Raw genomic sequence first — 15,820 nt, 5'->3', positions numbered from 1 at the left:
CATGGGTCCCGCCCCCTCCGCCGCGCGAGGCCCGATCAAGGCTCATCCGGAGGATCGACCGAGACCACCTCGACGGCGCGGCACTCGAACGAGGCGCCGCAGCCGTACGACGGGTTCATGTCCACCCGATACCTGCGCCCGCCCCCCTTGGGCTCGAGCTCGGAGAGCTCCAGGGAGAACAGCACGTTCTGGCGATTGAACTCGACGAGGTCGTGGAGCTCGACGGAGGAGAACCGTAGCGTCGCCAGCACCTCGGTTCCCTTTGCGCGGGAACCCCGCTCGTCGGTCTGACCCGTCCCGAAGACTAGTATCTCGGCGGTGAGCGTCGGGCCCTCGTCGCCCCGGCGGTCGAGGAGCACGGAGACGACCTCGGCGTCGTGGAAGGATGGCCAGCGCCCGAAGGGTCCGGTCAGGGCCTGCGCGTTCTTTATCTCCATCGTCCCCCATCCGGCGGTCTCCGTACGCCTGTAGAATAGCCGGGGTGAGGATCTACGGCCTGGATTTCACGAGCACCCCGAGCCGGAGGAAGCCCCTGATCCTGGTGTCCTGCGCCCTTCAGGGGCGCGTCATGCGGGCGGAGGGCTCCGAGACGCTGACGAGCTTCGAGGAGCTCGAGGCCTTTCTGGCGAGCGACGGCCCCTGGGTGTGCGGGATGGACTTCCCCTTCGGCCAGCCGCGCGGGCTGGTCGAGGCGCTCGGCTGGCCGCCGTCCTGGGAGGGCTACGTCGGCAAGGTCTCCCGCACGTCCAAGGACGAGTTCGAAGACGCCATCAAGAGCGACATGGCGCTGAGGCCGCCGGGCTCCAAGTTCCGCTACAGGCTCGCGGACCGCCGCTCCCGCTCGACGAGCGCGATGAGGCTCTTCCGGGTGCCGGTCGGAAAGATGTTCTACCGCGGCGCGCCGCTGCTGCTTCGCTCCGGCGTGAGCGTCGAGCCGTGCCGCCCCGTTCCGGACGGGCGGGTGGCGGTCGAGGCGTACCCCGCCGTGGTCGCCCGCCGGTTTCTGGGGAGGGAGGGCTACAAGAGCGACGAGCGGAGCAAGCAGACGGACGAGCACCGGGAGGCGCGCGAGAAGCTCGTCGCCGGGCTCGGCTCCGGGGTACTCGAAGAGGCGTACGGGTTCACCGTCGGGGTCGGCGAGGCGTGGCGCTCCCGCCTCGTCGCGGACCCCATGGCCGACGAGCTCGACTCGCTGCTGTGCGCGGTGCAGGCGGCGTGGGCGTACACGAAGAGGGACGAGGGGTGGGGCGTCCCCGAGGAGTGCGACCGGGACGAGGGTTGGATCCTGGACCCCGAATTACTAGCCGGGGACTAGGGGAGGCCGGCTTGCCCTACGGGGAGAGGTTCGAGAGCGCGCTGCTCTACGCGGCGCAGCTGCACCGCTTTCAGGAGCGCAAGGGCTCCGGCGTCCCCTACGTCACGCACCTCCTTGCCGTGGCCTCCATCGTCGGGGAGAACGGCGGGACGGAGGACGAGGTAATCGCGGCGCTCCTCCACGACGCCCCCGAGGACGCCGGCGGCACGGACCGCCTGGAGGACATCCGGCAGCGCTACGGCGACGCCGTCGCCGGGATAGTCGAGGGCTGCACGGACACCTACGAGGACCCCAAGCCCCCCTGGCGCCCGCGCAAGGAGGCCTACGTCGCGCACGTCGCCGGAGCCCCCCGCCCGGTACGGCTCGTCTCGGCGGCGGACAAGCTGCACAACGCCCGCTCCATCCTCGCCGACCTGCGGGCCGTGGGCGACGGGCTCTGGGACCGCTTCACCGGCGGCAAGGAGGGGACGCTGTGGTACTACCGGGCGCTCGTGGACGCTTACACAGAAGCCGGGGACGGCCCGCTCGTCGCGGAGCTCGACCGCGTGGTCGGCGAGATCGAAGCCCTGGCGAGACGAGAGTAGGAGGACGGAGATGCGCAACGGCGTTCTGAGGTTGGGGATCCTGGGGGCCGCCAGGATCGCGCTCGGCGGCATCATCCCGGCGGCCGGACGCGCCGAGGGGGTAGAGGTGGCGGCGGTTGCCACCCGGGGCGGCGAGAAGGGGGTGGCGGTGCGCGAGCTCGTCCCCGACGCCTCGGTCTTCGACGACTACGACTCCCTCCTCGAGAGCGCCGAGGTCGACGCGGTCTACGTCCCCCTCCCGAACTCCATGCACGTCGAGTGGACGCTCAAGGCCCTTGAGGCCGGCAAGCACGTCCTCTGCGAGAAGCCGTTCTCCCTGGAGGCCGACGGGGCCCGGCGCGCGGTCGAGGCGGCGAGGGGGCGGAACCTCGCGCTCATGGAGGGCTTCATGTACCGGTTCCACCCGCAGACGGCCCGGGTCGCGGAGATTTTGAGGTCCGGGGCCATCGGCGGGATCCGCCAGGCCGTCGCGGAGTTCGGGCACCGCCTCGACGACCCCGAGGACGTGAGGGGCGTGGGCTCCCTGGGCGGCGGCTCCCTGGGGGACGTCGGCTGCTACTGCGTCAGCGGCCTGAGGCTGGCTTTCGGCTCCGAGCCCGTGCGGGCCACCGCCTTCGGCTTCTTCGACGAGGAGGGCGCGGACCGGGACCTCGGCGGGGTCCTCCAGTTCGAGGGCGGCGTGGGCATAATCTCCTGCAGCATCTCCTCCAGCAGGCGCGAGCGGCTCGAGATCACCGGCACGGACGGTAGGATCTCGCTGAGCGCCCCGTTCCGGGCGGACAAGGCGGGCGGGGAGCTCGACGCCCGCTACGGCACGGACCTCGAGGCCGAGAGCTTCGGGTCCGGAGACCCGTACGCGAAGGAGCTCGAGGAGTTCGCCCGCGCAGTCCGCGAGGGCCGCGACCCCGCGGTGGGGCCAGACGAGATCCTCGGCAACGCCCGCGCCCTGGACGCCCTGCTCCGCTCCGCGCGCTCGGGCGGAACGCCACAGAAGGTCTAGAGCTTCCGAAGAGAGGGCGAACCTTCCGCGCCACGCACGCGAAGCGCCGGGGGATCGGCTGCGCGGTCCTCGCCGGGCCGGCGCTCCCGCGAACCCTTCTAGCGGGCCGGGTAGAGCCCCAGGCCGAGGCGCGGGGAGCCCTCGTCGTCCCGGCGGGCCTCCACGCGCCAGCGACGCTCCGTGAGGTGGCAGACCGCACCCGGCCCTCCTCGCAGGTCCCACGCGCAGCAGCACGTCGAGGGTGCCCTCGTCACCGGTGAGCTCCAGGGCCGCCCGGATGGGCAACTCCTCGCCGGTGAGGAGCAGGTCCCCGTTCGGGAGTAGCCCGTCGGAGTGGACGGAGAGCTGGACCGGCGGCCCGAGCGAGGGATCCAGCTTCTGCCCTCGGGGAGGGCCAGGGTCGCGCTCAACTCCACCGCGCCCGCGAGCTCGACCGGCCCACGGGCTGGGGCGCGGGACCCTCCGCGGGGACGGGTTCGGGCGGCAGGAGCCCCGCAGCTCGAACGGCCGCACCTCGCCGTCCTCCCCCACCCGCGCGATCCGGTAGTTGTTCGTATCCGCGACGAGCAGCGTGCCGTCGCCGAGCACCGCCGCCCCCGAGGGCTCGCTCAGACCGTCGCGGGCGAGGGTCGAGAGCTCGCCGTTCTCCGCGTCGTAGAGCCTGAGGGCGGAGTTGTAGGTGTCGCAGACGACGGGGCCGCGAGGCGTCGAGACGACGCCCAACGGGTGCTGCAGGAGCGCTTCGTCGGCCGGCCCGTCCTCATATCCGAAGTCGAAGAGGCTGGAGCCTACCGCCGTGGAGACGCGCCCCGAGCGGTCGAGGCGGCGCAGGGAGGAGGTCTCGGAGTCCACGAACCACAGCCCCTCGCCGTCGGGGGCGAGCCCGCTCGGCTGGGCGAGGGCGGCCATTTGCGCGGGGCCGTCGCCGAGGGACTCGAACCCGCTCCCGGCGAGCACTCCGACGTCGTCCGCCTCGAGGTCGAGCGCCCAGAGCTGGTGCGGCCCGGCCATCGCGACCACCACGACGCCGCCCCACCACGCGAGGTCCCAGGGGGAGTTGAGCGCCGTCTTCCTCGCGCGCCCGCCATTCGCCCCGTAGCGAGCCTGCGCCCCGTTGCCGGCGATCGTCTCGACGGTCTCCTCCCGCAGGTCCAGGCGCCGTATCGCGTGGTTCCCGGTGTCCGCGACGAGGAGCGTCTCCCCGTCGAGGAACAGCATCCCCTGCGGATCGGCGAACTTCGCCTCCGCGAAGCCGCCGTCCGCGAGGCCGCGGGCACCCGTCCCCGCCACCGCCAGGGTCTCGGCGCCCTCGCCTGCGGCGTCCGTGCGCGAGACGACGATCCGGTTGTGGCCCGAGTCGGCGACGGCGACGAGGCCGTTGGGGCCGGAGGCGACCTTGCCGGGGAAGCGCAGGGCGCCGCCGCCCACGTCCGGCGGGAGCACGGAGACGGGCGTCTCGTCGAGGGTGCCCGCCTCGCGGTGCTCCTCGATCATGCGCGCTATCTCGCGTTCGAGGGCCCGGGCGTTCCCCTCGCCGGAGACGGCCGCGGTCGCGTACCCGGCCGGGTCGACGAGCACGAGGGTCGGCCAGGCGCGGATACCGTACTGGTCCCAGGTCGCCCGGTCCGGGTCGTCGAGGACGGGGTGGCGGACGCCGTAGCGGGCGACGGCGCGTTCCAGCGCCCCGTGGTCGCGCTCGTGCTCGAACTTCGGCGAGTGGACCCCGACCACGACCAGCGCGTCGCCGAAGCGCTCCTCGAGCGGCCTGAGTTCCTCGATGATGTGCAGGCAGTTGATGCAGCAGAAGGACCAGAAATCCAGAAGGACGACCTTGCCCTTCAGCCGCGCCAGCGAGAGATCGTGCGCCGCGTTGATCCAGCCGCCGCGCCCCGCGAGCTCCGGGGCGCGAACCCGGCCGCGCCTCGGCTCCGCGGAGGACGGGCGCCCCACTACTTGACGAACTCCGCCCCGTCGCCCCGCATGATCTCCACGGCGTTCGGGTCGGTGTGGAAGACGCGAACCCTCGCGGAGGAGGCGGCGAGCAGCACGCCCATGAACCCGCCGTGCATGTCCTGGGGACGGGCCGGCTCGACCCAGCCGACCTCGGCGTTCGTCAGGTCGGCGTCGGTCGTGACGAAGCGCTGCAGCAGGAGGCTCAGGGGCACGCGCAGCAGCAGCGAGAGCGCGATGCCGCCCAGGATCATCAGGTACAGCGGCCACTCCATGAGCAGCCCGAGCCCGATCGCCCCGAGAAAGAACACCGCCGCGAGCAGGTTCGCCGCGACGATGGTGGTGCCGCAGTTGCGGTGGATGGCGAGCCCCTTCTCCCCCGCCGTCATGCGGCGCAGCGCCTCGCGAGCGGCGCTGTCCACCTCGTCGGTCGAGCGCACGCCCTGCACGAAGAAGCCGTCGTCGTCCGAGAAGCCGTTGAACCGGCGCCCGGGGCTCCGCTCCATCATCACCACGATGGTCGCGTGCTCCAGCGCGTGGTTGCGGCGCAGGATCCTGTTCCCGAACATGTTCTTGAGCTGGCGCGGATACACGAACAGGCTCCCGACGGCCTGCAGCGAGTAGAGGATCGGCAGCAGAAACAGTAGGACAACGAACACCACGGCCACGAATGCCAGAAACAGAAAGGCCACTTCGACTCACCCTTTACGCGAGGTTCTATTCCCGCTCATTATACCGCCGGGCAGACCGGAAGCGGCCGGATTTCTAAAGATCGCCACCCGAAGCCCCGGAGAGGAGCGTCCCGCACGCGCCGCCGCGTGCGCCCTGTACGGCTCAGCCCCGCCAGCGGAAGGGTAGGTCGACCTCGCCCGGTGCGTCCAGCTCGCCGAGGAGACCCAGAGCCCCGAGCGCGACCTCCCTGTGGCGCCCGGCGTCCCCCGGCTCCCCCATCGGGTAGTTGTACGGGAAAGGCACGAACGCGACCCTCGGCGCCGCGACGCCCCTCTCCATTGCGAGCGTCACCGTCGCCACCCCCGCGTCCTCCAGAGCCCGGCTCACCAGCCCCACGGACCGGTGGCAGAGCGGTCAGGAGGGCGTGAGGAGCGCGACGTCCACCCCGTCTCCGACGAGCTTGCGCGCTACCTCGGGGGCCGTCTCCTCCGCGAGCGGAGCAGGGTCGTGGATGGCGCCCATAAACGAGAAGTGTCTGCCGTTGAGCTCCCCGACGATCCCCTCGGCGGCGAGACCGGCCATCGTCCTCAGCGGGAGGACGGCGTCGAGGTCGGTGCCCTCGTCCGGGCGGTAGTAGGCGTGGGTCCAGGTGAGGGCGGTGGCGCCGGTCGGGATCTCGCGGTACGAAGGGTCGCCCGACGGGTCGTCTATGTCGAAGCGCGGCTGCGAGGGCAGATGGATGCCACCGGTGGTGACGAGCGCGAGGCGGCACCCTTCGAGGGGCTTTCGCGGACGGACGAAAGGGAGGTCCGGCAAGGGATCAGACGTTGAAGCGCACGATCATGGTGTCGCCGTCCGAGACGACGTAATCGCGGCCCTCGAGGCGGGCCTTCGCGGCCTCGCGCGCTTTCGCCCACGAACCCGCGTCGACGAGTCCCTCCCAGTGGGCGACCTCCGCCGCTATAAACCCGCGCTCCATGTCCGAGTGGATGCGCCCGGCGGCGCTCCGCGCCGTCGAGCCCTCCCGCACGGTCCACGCCCGGCTCTCCTTCTCCCCGGCCGTGAAGAACGTGATGAGCCCGAGCAGCTTGTATGCCGCCCGTATAAACCCCTCGAAGCCCGTGGACTCCACCCCGAGCATCTCCAGGTACTCCCGCGACTCTTCCTCGGGGAGCTCCGCTATCTCCGCCTCGAGCCGCGCGGACAACCTGACGGCCTCCGCCCCCTCGCGCGCGGCCAGCTTCTCGACCTCGGCGCTGTAGCGGTTCCCGTCGGCGACCGACTCCTCGTCCACGTTCGCGACGTACAGGGTCGGCTTCGCGGTGATGAGCGTCCCCAGAGCTTCGGCCATGACCTCCGAGCGCGGGTACGTCCGGGCGGGGTTCCCGTCCGAGAGGTGCTCGACGAGGCCGGCAAGCTCGGCGGCCTCGGCCTTCAGCTTCGCGTCCCCGCTCTTGGCGGCGCGCCCGACGCGCTCCAGGCGGCGCTCCGTCGTGGAGAGGTCGGCGAGCAGAAGCTCGGTGTTGATGGTCTCGATATCCCCGACGGGGTCCACCTTGCCGTCGACGTGGATCACGTTCTCGTCCTCGAAGCACCGCACGACGTGCGCGATCGCCTCGCACTCGCGGATGTTGCCGAGAAACTGGTTGCCCAACCCCTCGCCCCGGCTCGCGCCCCGCACGAGCCCGGCGATGTCCACGAAATCCACCGTCGCCGGCACGACCTTGCGGCTCTCCATCACCCGCGCGAGAGCGTCTAACCTCTCGTCCGGCACCGCCGCGACCCCGAGGTTCGGGTCGATCGTGGTGAACGGGTAATTCTGCGCCTCCGCGGCACCCGCCTTCGTGAGGCTGTTGAATACGGTCGACTTGCCGACATTCGGGAGACCTACGATTCCTACTTTCATACCCGCTATTGTAGCAGCTTGTAACAATTCCGAAGGCGGTCTCTGGCGAGAACGCTCCGGAAGGCTGAGGGAAAGCGTCCCGTCCGCGACGCCGGGCAGGATCAGGGCGAGCCCGAGAGGCGCAGGGAGCTCCCCTCGCTCGGAGAGGCAGCTTGCAAGAGACCGCGTTAGCCGGCACGAGGAAGCCCCGGCGGAGGCCTGCGTGGCACCAATGAGGGAGATCAAGCCGAGGTAGATATGCCACGCGATCCCCGTCGCCCGACCCGGGCCCGTTGAGCCCGGCCCGCGAAGCCCTACGCACTCCAGCAGCCCAAGGCGAGGACGGACTTCGGCACGACGGGGAGCCCGCCGGGGACCAGTCGTGCCCCCTATCACCCCGTGGCCTTACACAGGTGCGTTAAAATCATCCGAAGCAGAGTGTGGCAAGTCTTTTATCCTGAAGGAGTGTCGATGGCGCAAGGCGCAGAACAAGAGATACAGCAGAAGGGGTACGCCCGCCCGGAGGCTCTGGTGACGACGCAGTGGGTGGCCGACAACCTCAACGACACCGAGAACGTGCGCATCGTCGAGAGCGACGAGGACGTTTTGCTCTACGACGTCGGCCACGTCCCCAACGCGGTGAAGGTCGACTGGGTCGAGGACCTCAACGACCCCCTCACCCGAGACTACGTCGACCCGGAGAGGTTCGCCGCGCTGATGAGCGAGAAGGGCATAGGCCCGGACACCACCGTCGTCTTCTACGGGGACAAGAACAACTGGTGGGCCACGTACGCGCTTTGGGTCTTCCGCCTCTTCGGCCACCGCGACGTGCGGGTGATGGACGGCGGCAGGGTGAAGTGGGAGGCCGAGGGGAGGGAGATGACGCAGGAGGTCCCGTCGTTCCCGCCGGCCGACTACCCCGTCCCCAGCCGCGACGACGAGAAGATCAGGGCGTTCCGCGAGGACGTGGTGGAGCACCTTGAGAAGGTGCGCTCGGGCGGGGGCGGCCTCGTCGACGTGAGGAGCCCCGGGGAGTACCGCGGCGAGCTGTTGCACATGCCGGACTACCCGCAGGAGGGGGCGTTGAGGGGCGGGCACATCCCGGGGGCGGCGAACGTGCCGTGGGCGCGGGCGGCGAAAGAGGACGGGACGTTCAGGGGCGCGGAGGAGCTCAGGGCGATCTACGAGGGGGAGGCGGGCCTGTCGCCCGAGGGGGACAACGTGGCGTACTGCCGCATAGGGGAGCGCTCGTCGCACACGTGGTTCGTCTTGACGTACCTCTTGGGGTACGAGAGGGTGCGCAACTACGACGGCTCGTGGACGGAGTGGGGCAACTCCGTGCGCGCCCCCATAGAGAGGTAAGGCGTTGGATAGGCAGCTACAGATACAGATCCTCCTCGACCACTACCAGAAGCCGCGCCATCGCGGCGAGCTGGAGGGCGCGGACGTCGCGATGCCCGGGGGCAACCCGGGCTGTGGCGACGTGGTGACGGTCTACCTCAAGGGGGCCGAGGACCACGAGCACATCGAAGACGTCACCTACGAGGGCGAGGGCTGCACCATCAGCATGGCGGCGTCCAGCATGCTCCTGGAGCAGGTCGTCGACAACAAGCTCACCATGGACGAGGTCCTCGAGCTCGACTACAACGAGATGATCGACCAGCTCGGGCGCCAGATCGTCGCGAGCCGTCCCAAGTGCGCCACTCTAGGCCTCGGCACCCTCAAGGCCGCGATCCGCCGCTACCAGCAGGACAAGGTCCTCGCCGACGCCGGCGTCACCCGCCCCGGCCAGAAGCCCGCCGCCGACGAGGGCCTCGTCTTCGGCGAAGGCGCCGCCGAAGCAGCCAAGAAGGAGTAGCCGGCACCGAACCGGTACGAGGGAGGCCCCGCAAAGATGCGAGACCTCCCTTTCGTTTGCGGACGAACTGGTCCCACACCGTCCGAAGAGCTTTCTCTCGCGCCCGCGACCGCCGTCGTTCGCCCTCTGGCACCGGGACGAGGCCGTCGGCGAACCGCGGAGCAGAAAGCCTTACGTGCTACCCAACCAGGCATCCTTCCCCGAGCAGGCCGCGCAACGTGCTCGTTCTATCCTCGGGGACGCACCGAACTCCACCGGGGTGCTCGACGGGCTCGCCAAGGTGGCAAGCTCGCTTTAGCAGCGTCGCAGGAATGGCGCGTACGCGAGGCGCGGGTTAGCATCAGGGACCTACCGCCAGCGCTGAATGAGGGTGTTTGCGGAGAACCTTGCCGGTGGGGACCGTCGGGTCCGGAGCCTCTAGGCCTTTCTCGCGGCCAGGGCACCCGAGGTCGCGGCAAAGGTCACGAGCAGGGCGATCTGCACGATCGCGGCGAAGACGAGGCTCAGCAGGTAGAGGCGCCAGGCCTCGTCGGGCGAGACCGAGGTGCCCACCACGTCCTCGAGCGTCAGGGCGATGGTCTCGGTCCCTATCCTGCGGGCGGCGGCCACCGACCCCGCCGCCGCCCCCACGGCGAAGACCGGCGCCGCGATGAGCCCGCCGAGGAGACCGGCCAGGGCCCCTCCCGACGCCGTCTCCTCTCCCGAGGCACGGGGGCAGCGGCGCCCGCAGGAGGCGCCGACGAAGCCCGCCGCGATAAGCCCCGCGAGGGGACCGAGCAAGGAGATCACGAACCCTATCACCCCGCCGATGCCGCCCCAGGTCATCCCGACACGGGCAACCCCGGCCGTCTTCTCGCGCCACTCCGCCATTGCCGTAGTGTAGCGGTCCGGCGACGGGGCGGCCTGCATGACCTACCGGGGGGAAACCGACGATGCTAGAGTGTGGCTTCGTTTACATGGGCGCGGGGTTCTGGGGGTTCCGAGTGATCCGGGTTGCGATAGTCGACGACCAGCCGCTGTTCACGGACGGTCTGGGGAGGATGATCGGGGCGCAGCCCGAGACCGAGGTCGTCGGCACGGCCCACGACGGCGAGAGCGGCGTGAAGATGTGCCTGGAGCTCCAGCCCGACGTCGTCCTCATGGACATAAGCATGCCCGTGATGAACGGCGTCGAGGCGACCAGGAAGCTCCGCGACCTCCTCCCCACCGCCCGGGTCCTCATCCTCACCGTCCACGCCGACGACGTGCACGTCTTCCAGGGCATAAAAGCGGGCGCCAACGGCTACCTCCTCAAAGACTGCACCCCCGACGACCTCTCCCGCGCCATAAGGACCGTCTACGCCGGCGACACCATCATGGCCCCCGAGATAGCGCGCAAGATGCTCCTCGCCTTCGAGGAGGCCGAGGCGGAGGAGCCCGCCGCCCCGCAGCTCACCGAGCGCGAGCTGCAGATCATCGGGGCGCTCGCCCGCGGCAACAAGCAGATCGCCCGCTCTCCCGGCGTCCCCGAGAAGATCGCGAGGAGCCGCGTCCACGACCGCACCCGGGCCGTACGCCCTCCGGGAGGGCCTCGTCGACGTGGACGGTACGGCAGACGGTCGAGAACCGGTCTGCCGGTACCATCCGGATCGGGGGGGCTATACTTGGCTTCGGGAGCGTCGTAGAGCAAGGAGCCTGACAAGTGAGATCAGACGCTATCGTTTCGGACCCCTCGGTGATGATGGGTAAACCCGTCGTGTCGGGCACCCGCATCACCGTCGAATCTATTCTGGAGAAGCTCGCGGCGGGCGAGAGCAAGGAGCAGATCGTCGCCGAGTACCCCAGGTTGAGCGAGGAAAGCATACTCGCAGCCCTGGGATTCGCCTCCAAGGCCCTACGCGCCGACGTGGTCTACCCCGTCTCTGCGGAAGCGGGATAGGTCTCGCGCCTGCTGGCGGACGAGGGCGTCGAGTATCCGGTAGTCGAACGCCTCAGAGAAGACGGTCACGAGGTTACGTACGTGGCGGAGATGGAGCCCGGGATACCCGACGATGAGGTGCTCGACTCCGCAAACCGCGAACAAGCCCTGCCGATAACGGCAGACAGGGATTTCGGAGAGTTGGTCTTCCGGCAGAGGCGCGTGCATTCGGGCGTGATACTGGTCCGTCTATCGGGGCTGAACGCACAGGCCAAGGCGAGCATCGTATCCGCAGCCATCGAAGAGCACGCCGAAGAATACCCCGGGGCGTTCGCGGTTATCACGCCAGGAGTCGTGCGTCTCCGAAGACGGGAAGACTAGGAAGGCGCGTCGCACCGGCGCACCATGCAAACCACGAGCGGTACGGTCCACGTCGACGATACCATTACGACCCCCAGCTCGCGCTCGCCCGCGGCAACGGCGACAAGCAGATCGCCCGCTCCTCCGGCATCTCCGAGAAGACCGTCCGCAACCACGTCTACAACCGGCCGTCCTCCACGCCATCCGGGAGGGGCTCGGCGACGTCGACGGCGTGGGCCGCCGCTGACGCGCCTACGGCAGACGCCGCTGGCGCACCCTGTCACGCTCCAGGACCGTGAATCTGCCTTCGATGGGGAGGCTGCCGGCGTCCAGCAGCTCCAGCAAGCGTTCCGCGGGCTCTCCCGGGTGATGCGGCTCAAAGCGCAGATAGATCACTCCGGCCGGGGTCGGTAGCCCCGGGCGGAAGATCAACTCGCCGTAGTCGCGGTCGAAAGTGAGCACTACTCGCGCTTCGCCGGCGGCCCGCGCCAGGACTTCCTCGTAATCGCCACCGGGGAGGTCCGCGGCGACGTCGGTGATGTCGTGCCCCGCCTCTCGCAGCTTGCCCGTACTGGCCGACGGGAAGTTCTCGTCGGCCAGAAACCGCATTAGCCTTTCTCGAGGGGAAGCGCGTACATGCTCTCCTCCCGCGCGCTCTCGGCGGCGAAGGCGAAGACCGCCCGCAGCCCCTCGGGCGTGAGCGTGGGATAGTTACTCAAGACCTGCTCCTCCGTCCATCCCGCGGCGAATAGCCCGAGCAAGAACTCCACCGAGAGCCTCGTCCCCTTCACGACGGGCTTGCCGACCAGTACCTTCGGGTCCGCGTGTATGTAGCCGCGCCAATCCACCATGCTCTCCCTCACGAGCGGGACAAGAAACGAACCGATTATACAGGCGTCCCCCAGACGCCCTCGAGGAGGCGGAGGAGCCTGTTGCCCCGCAGCTCACCGAGCGCGAGCTGCAGCGTTGTCCCCTCCGCGCTCCACCCAAAGGTCCATATCTCCGGTGGCCCTTACGTGTCCGTGGACGGCCAGAGCATATGCGCCAACAAGGAACCTAACGCCTTCCTCGGATAATGCGTACAGCATGTCTCTGTAATCGCTGTTCAGCACCGGGCTCTCCCTTGAACGCCCACACGTCGACGGCGAGCTGCCACATCATGCAGAGACGCTCGGCGGGCGTCGTTCCCTCAAGCTCCGCATCTCTCCCCTGCTCGTGCAGACCCCGAACCCGGATAGCGCGCCTGGACCTGTCCATGCCCTGATTATAGGAGACGCGCATCCGCCCATCCCAAAGCCCAGCATGGATCGATCCGAAACCGTCCTACCCTAGCGCCAGCAGCCTGCCTGCTCCCTCGCGATCTCCGAGAAGACGGTCAGGAACCACGTCTCCGACATCTACAAGAAGCTGCACGTCTACGACCGTACCCGGGCCGTCCTCCACGCCATCCGAGAGGGTCTCGTGGACGTGGACGGGATGGGCAGCGGTTGAGATCAGGCTCGTCACAGCCACCCGTGAGTTGCCGTCCTCGAAGAGCCGTCGAGCTCCCCTCGTGGCGCGGAGCCTGATGCACAACGGGATAGCCGACCATAAAGGATGCGCGCTCGGATCCACCGCGAGTACCTGTCTCCAATTCCAGATAAGCGCGCTCGGCCTGCGAGCCCCGTAACCACGGGACTCGTGGGGCTACTGGTAGACCTCCTGCCAGCTCCAGAGCCGGATCCTGTTGAACGCCAGCATGCGCTCGAAGAAGTCGGTGGGCACCGCGTTGCCGCTATCGTCCGGCCTGAGCAGGGACTCAGCCCTGGCGTTGCCGGTGAGGGTAATGTCGCCGTCGGCGAAGACGAAGCCCGCGAGTTCGCTGTTGCCCGCGGCTTTGTACGAACCCGTCTTGGAGCCGTCGCCCTCGACGATCACGACGCCCCTGAGCTCGGCCTGGCCGTCCTCGTCCCCGTCCTTCTTACCATTGCTGCCCTCGAAGTCGAAGTTGCCGTTCCTGACCACGAGGACGACCGGCGCGCTGGCGTTGTCGTAGTCCGTGTCGAACTTGACGTTGCTGCCCGTGCTCGCCGCACCCTGGAAATCCACGAAGACGACGGGCGTGGACGTTCCGGTCTGCGCCTGATCCATGACCGCCTGGTTTATGCTGAAGGAGCCTCCCGACGGGGTGTAGTAGGTCCCTATCGTCATCGCCTCCTCCATGAGGAGCTCCATGTCCGGGCGTGCTGCGGGATCGAAGGGGTAGGAGATCGTGCCGGTCTCGTTCGCGGCCTCCGGGTCCTCTTTGGCTACGAGCGAGATATCGGTCTCCGAGTCGAAGTAGCTCGTCCCGTTCGGAGGGGCCTTGCAACCCGTCGTGTTGTTGCTCGCGCAGACCCTTCCCGCTGCGCCGAAGCCGGTGGAAGCGGTGCCACGCGGGAGCGTGTTGTAGTCGGAGGAGGGGACGTAGGAGGTGCTCGGGCTGCTGGTGCTCCAGTCGCCCAGCAAGAGGTCGGGCTCAGCGCCGATCTTCGTGGAGCTGCCCCGGCCCGGTGATGTTGCCCCCGCGAAGAAGCTCACCCCGCTCACCTCGACGGTGCCGTTCAGGTCTATGTTCTCGGGCGTGTAATACGCCAGCGGCAGGGGCCGGCTCTCCCTCTGGACGATGGCCTCCACCCTGCGCTTCGCGCCTTCCTCATCGGGGTAGAGCCCGGTCGAGACGACCTTGAAGAAGCTTCTGCGACGGGGATCTGCGTCCTCCGGGGCAGCGCCGGTCTCGGCGTTCGAGCAGGGCACGGCACCCGCAGGGGTCGAAGGGTCGTTCCTCTGGACGTAGCACTCGACCGTAACCTGGAACCGGCCGCCCTCGAAGGAGCGCGTGATCCCGGCTGCGGTCTCCGCGCTGCCGCATCCCGGACTGCCCGTGTTGGGCGACCAGTCTTCCCCCTTGCGCTGGCGAGGGGCGTCGCAGTCGTTGTCAGGGTTCCTGTCGTAATGCTGGCGGACGGGGTCGGCTATAAGCTGCCTCCGCGCCTCCTGGACCCCGACGTCCGCCATTTCGAGAGCCTTCTGGCCCCGGTTCACCTCGACCACGGTCTCCAGATCCCGCTGCACGAAGGTCAGGAGCCCGGCGCCCATCACCCCGATCAGCACGATCATGATGATCGCGAGCCCCATCGTCATCCCCGACTCGTCCCTCGCGAGGCGACGCAGCATCAGACGCCCCGGTTCCTCAACGCCACGTCCGTCTCCAGCGTCTGGACCCGCCCTCGCACGTCCACCGCAACCCGTATGCGCACGATAGCCACCTGTGCCTCCGTGACAGCAGGCGTAGTTCCGTCGCTCCGAAAGTACGTGAAGCTCAGACCGTCGTTGCGAAGGGGCTCGGCGAGAGTATCCGCGGTGGCGCTACTGCCTGCCCTTCTGCGAAGGGCAGAGCCGTCTACCTCGTAGGAGATGCGCTCGCTAGTCTGTACCATACGGTCTCTGTTCGAGTCGTTGCCGAAGGCGATACCGCCCTGCGGTCCCGTGGCAAAGTTGAAGATGACGGTCCGGTCCCCCGCCGCCCTGTTCCGGGGATGTGCAGACCGGATCTCGCGCTCCATCCTCTCCATCGCGACGCGCGCACTCTCCACCGACTCGACCTTGTTGTTGCCGAAGGAGAAGACCCTGATGCTCATGTCGAAGATGTTGTAGAGCGCGAACAGGACCACGACCATAAGCACCATCGTGACCATCATCTCCGCCAGCGTGAAGCCGTCCTCCCTCGCGAGGGGGTGGACGCTCGTGTCTTCCCTACGCTTCACCTGGTCCCCGAGGCCACAAGCCCGGTAGCCGTGAAAGAGTTCCCGTTCCACGTCACGTCCACCGTGACCTTCATCCGGGTGGTACGAACCTTCCCGTCGTTCGCCGGGTTGATGTCGTCCTTGCCGGAGTCGCGGTACTCCCCGGCGCTATTCACATCCTGATAGGCCGTCGTCACCACGGAGTCGAACCCTCGACCTCCAGGAAGTGTTTTCTTGCCCGGAGGGTAGGTCTCCACCACGCTATCATTTTGAGGCGTGTCGTTCTTGAACGGCAGCGCCTTGATCTCCTCCAGCCTCTCGTTCGCCAGAGCGCGTGCCTGATCGTAACTTCCGCCCCTGGTAGCCGCCTTGAGCCCGACGTCGAACATACTCACCATAGGTATGATCGCGATGGAGAGGATGATGATGGAAACCATCACCTCGACCAGCGAGTACCCGGACTCCCCCGACCGCAACCTACCCATCAGATCATTCTCCCGGCGAAACACCCCAACGTATCCTACCCGACGCTCCC

At 68.6% G+C, this 15,820-nt stretch carries 22 protein-coding genes and 1 pseudogene; 9 read left to right on the top strand and 14 right to left on the bottom strand.

Annotation, left to right across the window (positions count from 1 at the left end; all coding sequences use genetic code 11):
* Positions 1-35: 35 nt before the first annotated feature.
* A complete protein-coding gene (locus tag GBA65_RS05440) occupies positions 36-437 on the bottom strand; it encodes an Imm50 family immunity protein (protein WP_166395712.1) in 402 nt (133 codons plus the stop codon).
* Between the two features lie 44 nt (positions 438-481).
* On the opposite strand from GBA65_RS05440, the gene GBA65_RS05435 reads away from it, so the two are divergent.
* The 3 genes from GBA65_RS05435 to GBA65_RS05425 are packed head-to-tail and all read left to right on the top strand — an operon-like array spanning position 482 to position 2,899.
* Positions 482-1,315, top strand: a complete 834-nt coding sequence (locus GBA65_RS05435; RefSeq protein ID WP_166395711.1) for a DUF429 domain-containing protein — start codon at positions 482-484, stop codon at positions 1,313-1,315.
* An 11-nt stretch (positions 1,316-1,326) separates the two neighbouring features.
* Positions 1,327-1,899 (top strand): HD domain-containing protein, encoded by a 573-nt coding sequence (locus GBA65_RS05430; RefSeq protein ID WP_166395710.1) that lies wholly within the window; start codon positions 1,327-1,329, stop codon positions 1,897-1,899.
* A 10-nt stretch (positions 1,900-1,909) separates the two neighbouring features.
* Positions 1,910-2,899 (top strand): Gfo/Idh/MocA family protein, encoded by a 990-nt coding sequence (locus tag GBA65_RS05425; protein WP_166395709.1) that lies wholly within the window; start codon positions 1,910-1,912, stop codon positions 2,897-2,899.
* Positions 2,900-2,997: 98 nt separating this feature from the next.
* Here the strand turns inward: GBA65_RS05425 and GBA65_RS22825 are convergent, their stop codons facing one another.
* Positions 2,998-3,153: a hypothetical protein gene (locus tag GBA65_RS22825; protein WP_207956173.1), complete on the bottom strand. Its 156-nt coding sequence runs from the start codon at positions 3,151-3,153 to the stop codon at positions 2,998-3,000.
* A gap of 542 nt (positions 3,154-3,695) precedes the next feature.
* Here GBA65_RS22825 and GBA65_RS22820 point away from each other — a divergent pair.
* Positions 3,696-3,998, top strand: coding sequence for a hypothetical protein (locus GBA65_RS22820; protein ID WP_207956172.1), 303 nt, complete (start codon positions 3,696-3,698; stop codon positions 3,996-3,998).
* Between the two features lie 269 nt (positions 3,999-4,267).
* Here the strand turns inward: GBA65_RS22820 and GBA65_RS26150 are convergent.
* From GBA65_RS26150 to ychF, 5 genes and pseudogenes are all read right to left on the bottom strand, one after another.
* Positions 4,268-4,849: pseudogene (locus GBA65_RS26150) on the bottom strand (thioredoxin-like domain-containing protein); the annotation flags it as partial.
* On the bottom strand, positions 4,849-5,541 hold the full coding sequence (locus GBA65_RS23995; protein ID WP_166395708.1) for a DUF6391 domain-containing protein: 693 nt from the start codon (positions 5,539-5,541) through the stop codon (positions 4,849-4,851). The pseudogene GBA65_RS26150 and the gene GBA65_RS23995, both read right to left, overlap by 1 nt.
* Before the next feature lie 142 nt (positions 5,542-5,683).
* Complete coding sequence (locus tag GBA65_RS05410) at positions 5,684-5,908, bottom strand: hypothetical protein (RefSeq protein ID WP_166395707.1); 225 nt, start codon at positions 5,906-5,908, stop codon at positions 5,684-5,686.
* Positions 5,909-5,935: 27 nt separating this feature from the next.
* Complete coding sequence (locus GBA65_RS05405) at positions 5,936-6,337, bottom strand: glycine/sarcosine/betaine reductase selenoprotein B family protein (protein WP_166395706.1); 402 nt, start codon at positions 6,335-6,337, stop codon at positions 5,936-5,938.
* A gap of 4 nt (positions 6,338-6,341) precedes the next feature.
* Positions 6,342-7,427, bottom strand: coding sequence for a redox-regulated ATPase YchF (gene ychF, locus GBA65_RS05400; RefSeq protein WP_207956171.1), 1,086 nt, complete (start codon positions 7,425-7,427; stop codon positions 6,342-6,344).
* Between the two features lie 450 nt (positions 7,428-7,877).
* On the opposite strand from ychF, the gene GBA65_RS05395 reads away from it, so the two are divergent.
* Complete coding sequence (locus tag GBA65_RS05395; protein ID WP_166395705.1) at positions 7,878-8,768, top strand: sulfurtransferase; 891 nt, start codon at positions 7,878-7,880, stop codon at positions 8,766-8,768.
* Between the two features lie 4 nt (positions 8,769-8,772).
* The gene (locus GBA65_RS05390) at positions 8,773-9,264 is read left to right on the top strand and encodes an iron-sulfur cluster assembly scaffold protein (RefSeq protein WP_166395704.1); all 492 of its coding nucleotides are present in this window, start codon (positions 8,773-8,775) and stop codon (positions 9,262-9,264) included.
* Between the two features lie 417 nt (positions 9,265-9,681).
* Here GBA65_RS05390 and GBA65_RS05385 read toward each other — a convergent pair whose 3' ends face one another.
* Complete coding sequence (locus tag GBA65_RS05385) at positions 9,682-10,173, bottom strand: hypothetical protein (RefSeq protein WP_166395703.1); 492 nt, start codon at positions 10,171-10,173, stop codon at positions 9,682-9,684.
* A gap of 23 nt (positions 10,174-10,196) precedes the next feature.
* On the opposite strand from GBA65_RS05385, the gene GBA65_RS05380 reads away from it, so the two are divergent.
* From GBA65_RS05380 to GBA65_RS23990, 3 genes are read left to right on the top strand one after another with little or no spacing between them, the layout of a single operon-like run.
* On the top strand, positions 10,197-10,928 hold the full coding sequence (locus GBA65_RS05380; protein ID WP_166395702.1) for a response regulator transcription factor: 732 nt from the start codon (positions 10,197-10,199) through the stop codon (positions 10,926-10,928).
* Positions 10,929-10,981: 53 nt separating this feature from the next.
* The gene (locus GBA65_RS05375) at positions 10,982-11,182 is read left to right on the top strand and encodes a DUF433 domain-containing protein (protein ID WP_407691066.1); all 201 of its coding nucleotides are present in this window, start codon (positions 10,982-10,984) and stop codon (positions 11,180-11,182) included.
* A gap of 9 nt (positions 11,183-11,191) precedes the next feature.
* Positions 11,192-11,542 carry a DUF5615 family PIN-like protein gene (locus GBA65_RS23990; RefSeq protein WP_166398358.1) on the top strand — a complete coding sequence of 117 codons (351 nt, stop codon included), beginning with the start codon at positions 11,192-11,194 and terminating at the stop codon, positions 11,540-11,542.
* A 231-nt stretch (positions 11,543-11,773) separates the two neighbouring features.
* Here GBA65_RS23990 and GBA65_RS05360 read toward each other — a convergent pair whose 3' ends face one another.
* From GBA65_RS05360 to GBA65_RS05335, 6 genes are all read right to left on the bottom strand, one after another.
* A complete protein-coding gene (locus tag GBA65_RS05360) occupies positions 11,774-12,130 on the bottom strand; it encodes a DUF5615 family PIN-like protein (protein ID WP_166395700.1) in 357 nt (118 codons plus the stop codon).
* Positions 12,130-12,369 (bottom strand): DUF433 domain-containing protein, encoded by a 240-nt coding sequence (locus tag GBA65_RS05355; RefSeq protein WP_166398356.1) that lies wholly within the window; start codon positions 12,367-12,369, stop codon positions 12,130-12,132. The genes GBA65_RS05360 and GBA65_RS05355 overlap by 1 nt, the downstream gene beginning before the upstream one ends.
* A 475-nt stretch (positions 12,370-12,844) precedes the next feature.
* Positions 12,845-13,033 carry a hypothetical protein gene (locus GBA65_RS26985; RefSeq protein WP_323127074.1) on the bottom strand — a complete coding sequence of 63 codons (189 nt, stop codon included), beginning with the start codon at positions 13,031-13,033 and terminating at the stop codon, positions 12,845-12,847.
* Positions 13,034-13,207: 174 nt separating this feature from the next.
* A complete protein-coding gene (locus GBA65_RS05345) occupies positions 13,208-14,716 on the bottom strand; it encodes a hypothetical protein (protein WP_166395699.1) in 1,509 nt (502 codons plus the stop codon).
* Positions 14,716-15,306: a prepilin-type N-terminal cleavage/methylation domain-containing protein gene (locus tag GBA65_RS05340; RefSeq protein ID WP_166395698.1), complete on the bottom strand. Its 591-nt coding sequence runs from the start codon at positions 15,304-15,306 to the stop codon at positions 14,716-14,718. The genes GBA65_RS05345 and GBA65_RS05340 overlap by 1 nt, the downstream gene beginning before the upstream one ends.
* The gene (locus GBA65_RS05335) at positions 15,303-15,770 is read right to left on the bottom strand and encodes a type IV pilus modification PilV family protein (protein WP_166395697.1); all 468 of its coding nucleotides are present in this window, start codon (positions 15,768-15,770) and stop codon (positions 15,303-15,305) included. The genes GBA65_RS05340 and GBA65_RS05335 overlap by 4 nt, the downstream gene beginning before the upstream one ends.
* Positions 15,771-15,820: the final 50 nt, after the last annotated feature.

The organism is Rubrobacter marinus, assembly GCF_011492965.1.
Lineage (GTDB): Bacteria > Actinomycetota > Rubrobacteria > Rubrobacterales > Rubrobacteraceae > Rubrobacter_F > Rubrobacter_F marinus.
This window is presented reverse-complemented; position numbering and strand designations above follow the sequence as displayed.

Excerpts from the sequence above, each read along its gene's own strand:
- GBA65_RS05440 (WP_166395712.1), bottom strand. The coding sequence starts at position 437 with ATGGAGATAAAGAACGCGCAGGCCCTGACCGGACCCTTCGGGCGCTGG.
- GBA65_RS05425 (WP_166395709.1), top strand. The coding sequence starts at position 1,910 with ATGCGCAACGGCGTTCTGAGGTTGGGGATCCTGGGGGCCGCCAGGATC.
- ychF (WP_207956171.1), bottom strand. The coding sequence starts at position 7,427 with ATGAAAGTAGGAATCGTAGGTCTCCCGAATGTCGGCAAGTCGACCGTA.
- GBA65_RS05395 (WP_166395705.1), top strand. The coding sequence starts at position 7,878 with ATGGCGCAAGGCGCAGAACAAGAGATACAGCAGAAGGGGTACGCCCGC.
- GBA65_RS05385 (WP_166395703.1), bottom strand. The coding sequence starts at position 10,173 with ATGCAGGCCGCCCCGTCGCCGGACCGCTACACTACGGCAATGGCGGAG.
- GBA65_RS05380 (WP_166395702.1), top strand. The coding sequence starts at position 10,197 with ATGCTAGAGTGTGGCTTCGTTTACATGGGCGCGGGGTTCTGGGGGTTC.
- GBA65_RS05375 (WP_407691066.1), top strand. The coding sequence starts at position 10,982 with ATGATGGGTAAACCCGTCGTGTCGGGCACCCGCATCACCGTCGAATCT.
- GBA65_RS05360 (WP_166395700.1), bottom strand. The coding sequence starts at position 12,130 with ATGCGGTTTCTGGCCGACGAGAACTTCCCGTCGGCCAGTACGGGCAAG.
- GBA65_RS05345 (WP_166395699.1), bottom strand. The coding sequence starts at position 14,716 with ATGCTGCGTCGCCTCGCGAGGGACGAGTCGGGGATGACGATGGGGCTC.
- GBA65_RS05335 (WP_166395697.1), bottom strand. The coding sequence starts at position 15,770 with ATGGGTAGGTTGCGGTCGGGGGAGTCCGGGTACTCGCTGGTCGAGGTG.